Below are 7,913 nucleotides of genomic sequence, written 5' to 3' on the forward strand. Positions count from 1 at the left end.
GCAGCATCATTGACCCCAGCATGAACCAGCACACATAACGACCGGGCGGGTCAGTTCTCGGTGACAATGCCGGGTCAGTTCTCAGTGACAGCCAACAGTTATGGGCCTCTCTGTGCTCCGTCATCCCTTCCGGCGGCTGTAGGGATGAAAAGCAGACGCAGCTTGATTTGAAGAGCCGTCCTGGTGGCTTACCTATGCAACAGCACCGCCGGCGAAGGTCAATGTCAGGGGTCAGGCCGAAGCGCGCAGCTTCAGATCGGCGCGCAGCAATGTCTTCGTGGGCGGGCGCAGTTCGTCTGCATCGATCCGCTCCAGCAGTTCGGCCATTGCGCACTGTGCTATATCGCCATAGCTCTGCGCGACCGTGGTTAATGGCGGGCAGGCATACTTGGCCTGCGGATGATCGTCGTGACCAGCAATGCGGATATCGCTGCCGCGCACGCGCCCGATCTTGAGTCCGGCCTCCCATGCCGCGAGCTGTGCGCCAAGTGCGATCCGGTCGTTGGCACAAAGAAGCGTCCGTGTGGGCAGCCCCGACCGGATGAGCGCGGTCGCGGACTCATAGCCGAACCGCTCGAAATCCCAGGTCATCTCCTGCGGAATGGCGAGCAGGACAGGCTCGTGAGCCGCGGCCGACATGGCGGCAGCATAGGCCTCTCGTCGGTCTATCGCGTTTTGGTTCACCTCCGGCATGCCGAGATAGCACGGCGGCTCGCCCGAGCGGCAAAGATAGTCCACCATCAGCCCCATACTCTGCCGGTTGTCCGTCCCGACGAAGGTGCAGTCGTGCGGCGGCGGGCTATCAACATAGACCAGTGGCACGTTCTCCTCGAGCGCCTCAAGCTTCTTATTGGATGGTCCGACCCCGGTAGGCACGACGATCAGGCCGGCTACGTTCAATCCCGTCAGCCGGTCGATGGCGGCGGATTCCAGGTCCCGGCTGCCGTTCGAGGACAGCACGAAGGCAAGGAACCCGGCATCGAGCGCGATCCGCTCGACCGAGCGGATCAACTCCATGTAAAAGGGGTCGATCGAATTGGGGATGATGATCCCTAGGATGTTGCTGCGGCGACGCTTGAGGTTGACGGCGAACAGGTTGGGGCGGAACCCGCTTTCGGCAAGAGCTACCTCAATCCGTTCGCGCGTGCTGGCTCTGACGGAACTCGCATCCTGGAAGAAACGCGACACTGTCGGGCGCGAGAGCCCGACATAGGCCGAGAATTCCTCCATCGTTCTTATATCTTGAACGGGTGCGATAGATGTTCTGTCTTTCCCTCCAGATCGAAACATGTGTGCCCTCAGGCTCTAGCGGCGGAGATGTAATCCTGCATGACCGCCTTTACCGAAGCAAGCAGTAGCGGACGGGCGCGCGGAGCCAGCCGTCCTGCCCTGACCTCGGAGTAGCGGGCGCCGAGATGCTGTCCAACGAGTGTCTCGGGGATCGGCGTGTCCCCGAGCAGATCCATCAGCTCGCCCAGGGCAGCGCGCGCTTCGGGTTGCGGCCAGTAGTAACGGATGCGGTCCGAATAACTGAAATGCCGCTGCAGCGCGCGCTCGGCCTCCGTGCCTTCGTAGTAGCGGTCCCAGTTCCCGGGATTTGCCAGCATGACGGCCTCCATCGTCTCACGCAGGCTCCGGCTGCGGGCGTCCGGATACAGTTCGTCCGCAATGGCGTCGAGACCGTAGAGCGCTTCTCGAAGCGCGAAGGTAAGTCCTGGACCCACCTTCAGGATGGCAAAACCGTCCTCAACCAAGGACGCCAGGTTGCGCGGGCGCTGGTAGTCGGTCGAATGCGCCTCGAAGACAAGGCTCGGGGCATCCTTCAGGACGGCGGAGAGTGCCTGTGCCTTCGCGCTATCATATTCGATCACGTTATGATTGCCGAACTCGACGCCTGGTTGGACCACGGTCGCGATGACGCGGGCAAAGGCAGCCGACTGACCTGCAGCATCGAAAGCTGCTTGATGGATGGCGATCGTGCGGCGGGCCGCCTCGGAATCGGTCACCTCCAGCTCATCCAGTTCCTCCATCGCGCCGCCGGGAATGGGAACCTCGGTTCCGATGATGTAGACGGGGTCGGGAATTGCGCCTCCAGGCCGTGCTGCCTCGGCTGCGGCAGCCAGCCGCGCAGCGCGCTCGGCGATCACGGCATCGTCCAGCGCCACCGGCTCGCCCTTGCAGCCCATCGAGCAGTCCAGATGAAGCTTGGTGAAGCCCGCAGCGGCATAGGCGCGGATCATCGCCTCAGCACGGTCCATCGCCTCGGCCGCGGCAAGTTCCTTCCAGGGGTTCGGACCCAAGTGATCGCCGCCCAGGATTAGCCGCCCCATCGGAAAGTCCTGCGCGGCCGCGATGGCCTCCACGAATTTGCGGAAGTCGGCCGGGGTCATGCCTGTATAGCCGCCCTCTTGGTTCACCTGATTGCAGGTCGCTTCGATCAGCAGCGGCAGCTCGGTCGGCCCCACGGCCTGCATGGCGGCTTCAATCACAAACGTATTGGCCGAGCAAACCGAGGGGATGCCGGAGGGGCCAGGCTTGCGGCGCCACGTGGCGATGTCCAGAAGCGGGTTCGTCATCTCTTTATCCTTTAGCCTGCGCCATCAGCGCGTCCAGTTCGGACCTCGTCGAAGTGCCCTCCATAGGCCCCAGGCATGTGACGGCACGAGCACCGGCAGCATTGGCATAGGCCAATGCGGTCTGGGGCGAAGCGCCTTCCAGCCACAGGCTGACGAAGGCGCCTCCGAAGCTGTCGCCAGCACCCGTCGGGTCGACTTCTTCGACCGCGATCGGCAGCACATCGCGGCGTCCCTTGGCGTCGAAGTGGCTCGCCCCCGCGGCTCCGCGCTTGATCACGATCTCGGGGATGCCGCGATCGAGCAGTTCTGCCACGGCTCCTGCCTCATCGTCGGCCGACGTGAACAACAGGATCTCGTCACCTGATGGCAGGAACAGGTCCGTCTGCGTTAGAACCTCATCAAGGGCGGCGCGCAGGCCGGGCGCCGCAAGTATCTCCGGGCGCAGGTTCGGATCGAAGCTGAGCGTGCCGCCACGCGCCTTGACGCGAGCGACCGCTTCCGTCGTGCGGCGCGCAAGGCCGGGTGCGGAGAGGGCAGTTCCCATGATATGCAGATGCGAGCACGTCTCAATCAACGCATCGCCCGCCGACGAGGCCTCCAGCCGGCCACAGGCGGCATGGGTGATGTTAAAGACGAAGGCGCGCGAGCCGTCTTCGCGATACCGCACGAATGCCGACCCGGTGCTTTCGCCCGACGCGATCTCGATGCCGGAAACATCGACTCCGTCGGCGTGCAGCCGGTCAAGCGTCACATGGCCAAAATCGTCGTCGCCAACCCGCGACAGGATCGCACACGGCGTGCCCAGCTTGCCGACCTGGTCAATGAAGATAGCGGGCGCACCTGACGGAAACGGACCGATGAGGGGCTGCGCTTCCCGAAAGCCGCTGCCGCGGGTGGTTGCCACGATTTCGACAAGGACCTCGCCGATGGTCAGAACCTTCGTCATCGCCTACGCCTGCCGCCGTTTGGAACGCACATCGAGATAAACGGCGATCAAGATGACAAGGCCCTTTACGATCAACTGATAGAAGTAGGGGACCGAGAGCATGTTCATGCCATTGTTCAGAACCCCGATGATCAGCGCGCCGATGAGAGTGCCGACCATTGTTCCGACACCGCCAGCCAGGGACGTGCCGCCAAGGACAGCCGCGGCGATGGCATCCAGTTCGTAGCTCATGCCGGCATTCGTCTGCGCCGAGAAAAGCCGCGAGGACAGCAGGATACCCGCAATCGCTGCCATGACGCCCGAGATCATGAAGATACGGATCTTCATCGAGTCGACGTTGATGCCGGAGTAAAGCGCGGCTTCCCGGTTTCCGCCGGTCAGATAAGCCCTTCGGCCGAACGTTGTATGTGCGAGAAGCCCGTGGTTGACGACGAAAAGCACGGCAACGATCCAGATGATGATGGGCACGCCCAGAAAGCTGTTTGCACCGATGGCGATCCAGGTGGGGTCCATGTTCATCGCCGGGGCTCCGCCGGTCGGCAGGCTGACGAGACCGCGATAGATGCTCATCGTTGCCACGGTCACGATGAAGGACGGCAGCAAAAGCTTCGCCGTCATCACGCCGTTGAACAGTCCCATCACAGCGCCTGCTGCCAATGTCAGCGTCAACGCCGGCACGAAGCCCCAGCCAAGACCGATGACTTGCGCGCCAACCATCCCGGCCACCGCGATGATCGAGCCGACTGAAAGGTCGATCTCACCCAGAAGGATGACCCATGTCATTCCGAAGGCCGCGATCGCGATCACCGCGACCTGCTGAAGGATGTTGGTGGCGTTTGCGATCGACATGAATCGCTCGTTCGCTAACGAAAAAATGATGCACAGCGCCACCAGCGACAGCAGAATACCGCCATATTGGCGCGCGGCAGACTTGAGGGGCGAATGGCCGCCAGAAATTGATTGCGAGGTCTCGGTCATCAGATTTGCCCCGTTGCAAAGGTCATTACGCGTTCAGGTGTCAGCGTCTCCCGAGCCTGGGTCGTCGCGACCCGGCCTTCGAACATGATCATCACCCGATCCGAAAGCCCGAGCACCTCTGGCAGTTCGGACGAAACCATCACGATGGCGGTCCCCTCGGCGGCGAGCTGGCGGATGATGCGGTAGATTTCGAACTTGGCGCCGACATCAACGCCGCGCGTCGGCTCGTCCAGGATCAGGATGCGCGGGCGGGTGGCAAGCCACTTGGCCAGGACGATTTTCTGCTGGTTTCCCCCCGACAGCGTGCCGACTTCCGTCTCGATCGAGGCCGTTCGGATCGCCAGGCGCTTTACCTCGCCGGCGGCCGCAGCGCGCTCGCGCTTGGCCTTGATGAAGCCAGCGCCTGAAACCTCGGGCAGGCTGGCCATTGTCACGTTCGGCCGAAGCCCATGAGCAAGCACCAGCCCCTGCTCCTTGCGGTTTTCGGTCACGAAGCCGATCCCGCGCGCGATGGCCTCGGCAGCGGACCTGATCGTGACCTCTTGGCCGTCGATCCTTACCCGTCCTGCGGCAGGTGCCATCCCGAACAATGCGTTCATGACCTCGGACCGGCCCGATCCGATCAGGCCGAAGACCCCGAGGATCTCGCCAGGGCGCAACTCGAAAGAGACATCCTCGAACACGCCGGCCCGCGTGAGCGCCTCCACGCAAAGCACAGGCGCCGCGGCGGGATCAACGGGTTCGCCGATCCGCGCGGGGTAGAGCTCGTCCATGCGCCGGCCGACCATCAGCCCGATCAGTTCCTCGACGCTCGTGTCCGCCCGCGCCCGGGTCGTGACATATTCGCCGTCGCGGATCACCGTGATGTCGTCGGACAGGCGCATGATCTCTTCCATCCGGTGCGAGATGTAGATGATCGCCTTTCCTTCCGCCTTCAGCCGGTCGATGATCCGAAACAGGATTTCGGCCTCGGAATCCGACAGCGACGACGTCGGCTCGTCGAAGATCACGACGCGGCTGTCATGGCTGAGACCCTTCGCGATCTCGACCAGCTGACGCTGCGCGATCGACAGGTCCCCGACCCGTGCGTTGACGTTGATCGGCAGACCGAGGCTTGTCACCAGTTGACGCGCGCGGGCCATCAGCCGGCGCTCGGAGATGAAGCCGAGCGACGTTGGCTCGCGCGTGGCAAGGATGTTCGCCGCAACGCTGAGATTGTTGCAAAGGCTCAGTTCCTGGAAAACGATCGCGAGGCCGCGCAGCGCGGCCTCCTGGGGGGTGCGCGGATAGTAATCCCGCCCCTCCATCCGGATCGTTCCCTCGGTCGGGGCCTGCACACCGGCAAGAATCTTCATCAGCGTGGACTTGCCAGCGCCGTTCTCGCCCAGGATCGTGTGAACGCGCCCGGCGCGGACGGAGAGGTCCATGTTCCGAAGCGCCACGATGGGCCCGAATGTTTTGCGCACCCCGCTCAGTTGCAGGATGACATCGCCGTCATCGGCCATCACGGCCTCCTCTACAAGCAGATGGAGCGGTCGTCCCTCGCCCCGGCGAAGGACGACCGCAGGTTCCGTGCGTGACGGAACTCAGTTTCCGGTATAGACGCCCGGCACGATGGGCTGCTCGGTCGGAACTTCGGCCCCGTCCATCAGCCGGATCGCCGTATCGACGGCCATCTTGCCCATCTCGTCGGGGAACTGCTGGATCACGCCGACCATGATCGGATCCGAGTCCACTGCGTTGCGGGCCTCTTCCATGCCGTCAAAGCCGATGACCTTGACCTGATCGCCTAGCCCGGCAGCGCGCACGGCTGCGGCGGCTGCAAGCGCGGCGTCGTCGCCAAAGCCGAAGATGCCGTCGATCTCGGGGTTGGCCTGCAGCATGTTCTGCGCCGCTGCCAGGGCTTCGGCACGGGTGATCCCGGTCTGCTGCGCGACGATCTCGATGCCCGGAAACTCCTCGAGGCCCTGCCGGAAGCCCTCGATGCGGGCGACCACGGACTGCACGGTGGGATAGTCGATGATGGCGACCTGGCCTTCGCCGCCGAGCTGGGCACCCATCAGTTCGGCAGCCTTCACACCGCCGGCGTAATTGTCGGTGCCGATGTAGGACGTCACGTCGACACCCTGAGCGGGCACGTCGATCGTGATGACCTCGATCCCAGCCTGTTGCGCCTTCATGATCGCGGGCAAGGCGCCTTGGCTGTCAACGGGGGATATTACCAGCACATCCACGCCTTTGACGATGAAATCCTCGACGTCGGCAAGCTGCTTAGACAGGTCCTGGTTTGCAATGGCGATCTCGAGCGGGATCTCACGAGCGGCCGCTTCGTTTTCCATGGCGCGCGCGATTTCGATGTAGAACGGATGCTGCTGTGTCAGCAGCGATGCGCCGATTCCTTCAGCGCCGACTGCTCCTGCGGCGATCGTCAAAGCGGTCGAGGCAAGCAAGATTTTCTGCAGATTTTGCAAGTTAGTTCTCCTCCCAAGGCGCCGTATCTACAGCGCATTCCAGATGCAGCGCGGCGCTAGCCGCTGATACACCTGTATCTCTAAACTTTACTTAAGTAAATATTATCCGATTTCTGTGACGTCCGATCGGTAAAGGTTGAGTCATGCCGGACACCCTGAGCCGCAGCCCGGCGGCATCCATTTGTGCGAGATCGGCGGGCGGCGGGCCGCGTCTGTCAAGGCAAAGACACGCCCGTATGGCAGCGATGGAATTGACCTGGCCTACCCCTTGGGATTTTCGCCGTCACGCAAGCAACATTCGAGCACAGCCTAGGCGAACTCGGCCTCAAGCAGAACGGGCCCCAATGCCTGCGCTTGAGTAACTCTTCCAACCCGGTTCGCAGGGCTGCCTGGATGACCGCTTTGTCGTTTTCGCTGCGCATGCCCTGCTGCATTGCAGTCAGGCAGCTTTCCGCCCTTCATGTCGAGCAGGGCACCAGTTGTGTTGTGGCGCGGGCGAACGGCCGCTTTCACGTCATACGGCACAGTTTCCTTGCTGCATCACTTACAGGTAGCTTTTCGCCCCTTTGTGAGACGGACGGCCCATTGGGCGGACTTGGCTGGTCGGCTCACGTCAGGCACTGAGGTTAAGCCTCTCCAGAGCAGACTCTCTGCTCGGCGCCGCGAGGTCGCTTGGCGCTATGCTTCGAAGTCAAGCTCAAGAAGCGTTTCCACCTCAATGTCCGGCACAACGCCAGGCACTTCCTTCGGCGAGACGCCGGTCCGCACCAGGATCGTCTTGAGCCCGGCGGACTGTCCGGCCCTGATATCGGTCTCAATCTGATCGCCCAGCATGAAGGTCGTTAGGCTCTGTTGACAAAAGGGATTCACACCGCAGCGTGGGCGTGATTCAAGCTGGTATCTGCAATGGAGACCAGCTTGGCACGAGACCTGATGTCGGAC

Annotated in this window: 7 protein-coding genes; all 7 read right to left on the minus strand. The window is 62.7% G+C overall.

Translation table 11 applies throughout. The features are described from left to right. Positions 1-231: 231 nt before the first annotated feature. Positions 232-1,230 (minus strand): LacI family DNA-binding transcriptional regulator, encoded by a 999-nt coding sequence (locus ABS73_RS12270; RefSeq protein ID WP_277022725.1) that lies wholly within the window; start codon positions 1,228-1,230, stop codon positions 232-234. Between the two features lie 68 nt (positions 1,231-1,298). Next, entirely contained in the window at positions 1,299-2,576 is a 1,278-nt protein-coding gene (locus tag ABS73_RS12275) for a D-tagatose-bisphosphate aldolase, class II, non-catalytic subunit (RefSeq protein ID WP_277022722.1), read from the minus strand. Between the two features lie 4 nt (positions 2,577-2,580). Beyond that, positions 2,581-3,522, minus strand: a complete 942-nt coding sequence (locus ABS73_RS12280; RefSeq protein WP_277022719.1) for a tagatose kinase — start codon at positions 3,520-3,522, stop codon at positions 2,581-2,583. A 3-nt stretch (positions 3,523-3,525) separates the two neighbouring features. Further along, positions 3,526-4,500 carry an ABC transporter permease gene (locus tag ABS73_RS12285; RefSeq protein ID WP_277022716.1) on the minus strand — a complete coding sequence of 325 codons (975 nt, stop codon included), beginning with the start codon at positions 4,498-4,500 and terminating at the stop codon, positions 3,526-3,528. Then, the gene (locus ABS73_RS12290; RefSeq protein WP_277022714.1) at positions 4,500-6,005 is read right to left on the minus strand and encodes a sugar ABC transporter ATP-binding protein; all 1,506 of its coding nucleotides are present in this window, start codon (positions 6,003-6,005) and stop codon (positions 4,500-4,502) included. The genes ABS73_RS12285 and ABS73_RS12290 overlap by 1 nt, the downstream gene beginning before the upstream one ends. 81 nt (positions 6,006-6,086) lie before the next feature. Then, on the minus strand, positions 6,087-6,971 hold the full coding sequence (locus ABS73_RS12295) for a substrate-binding domain-containing protein (RefSeq protein ID WP_277022711.1): 885 nt from the start codon (positions 6,969-6,971) through the stop codon (positions 6,087-6,089). A gap of 678 nt (positions 6,972-7,649) precedes the next feature. Next, positions 7,650-7,805 (minus strand): HAD hydrolase-like protein, encoded by a 156-nt coding sequence (locus tag ABS73_RS12300; protein WP_286693474.1) that lies wholly within the window; start codon positions 7,803-7,805, stop codon positions 7,650-7,652. Positions 7,806-7,913: the final 108 nt, after the last annotated feature.

It is taken from the genome of Paracoccus sp. SCN 68-21 (assembly GCF_001724535.1).
Classification (GTDB): domain Bacteria; phylum Pseudomonadota; class Alphaproteobacteria; order Rhodobacterales; family Rhodobacteraceae; genus Paracoccus; species Paracoccus hibiscisoli.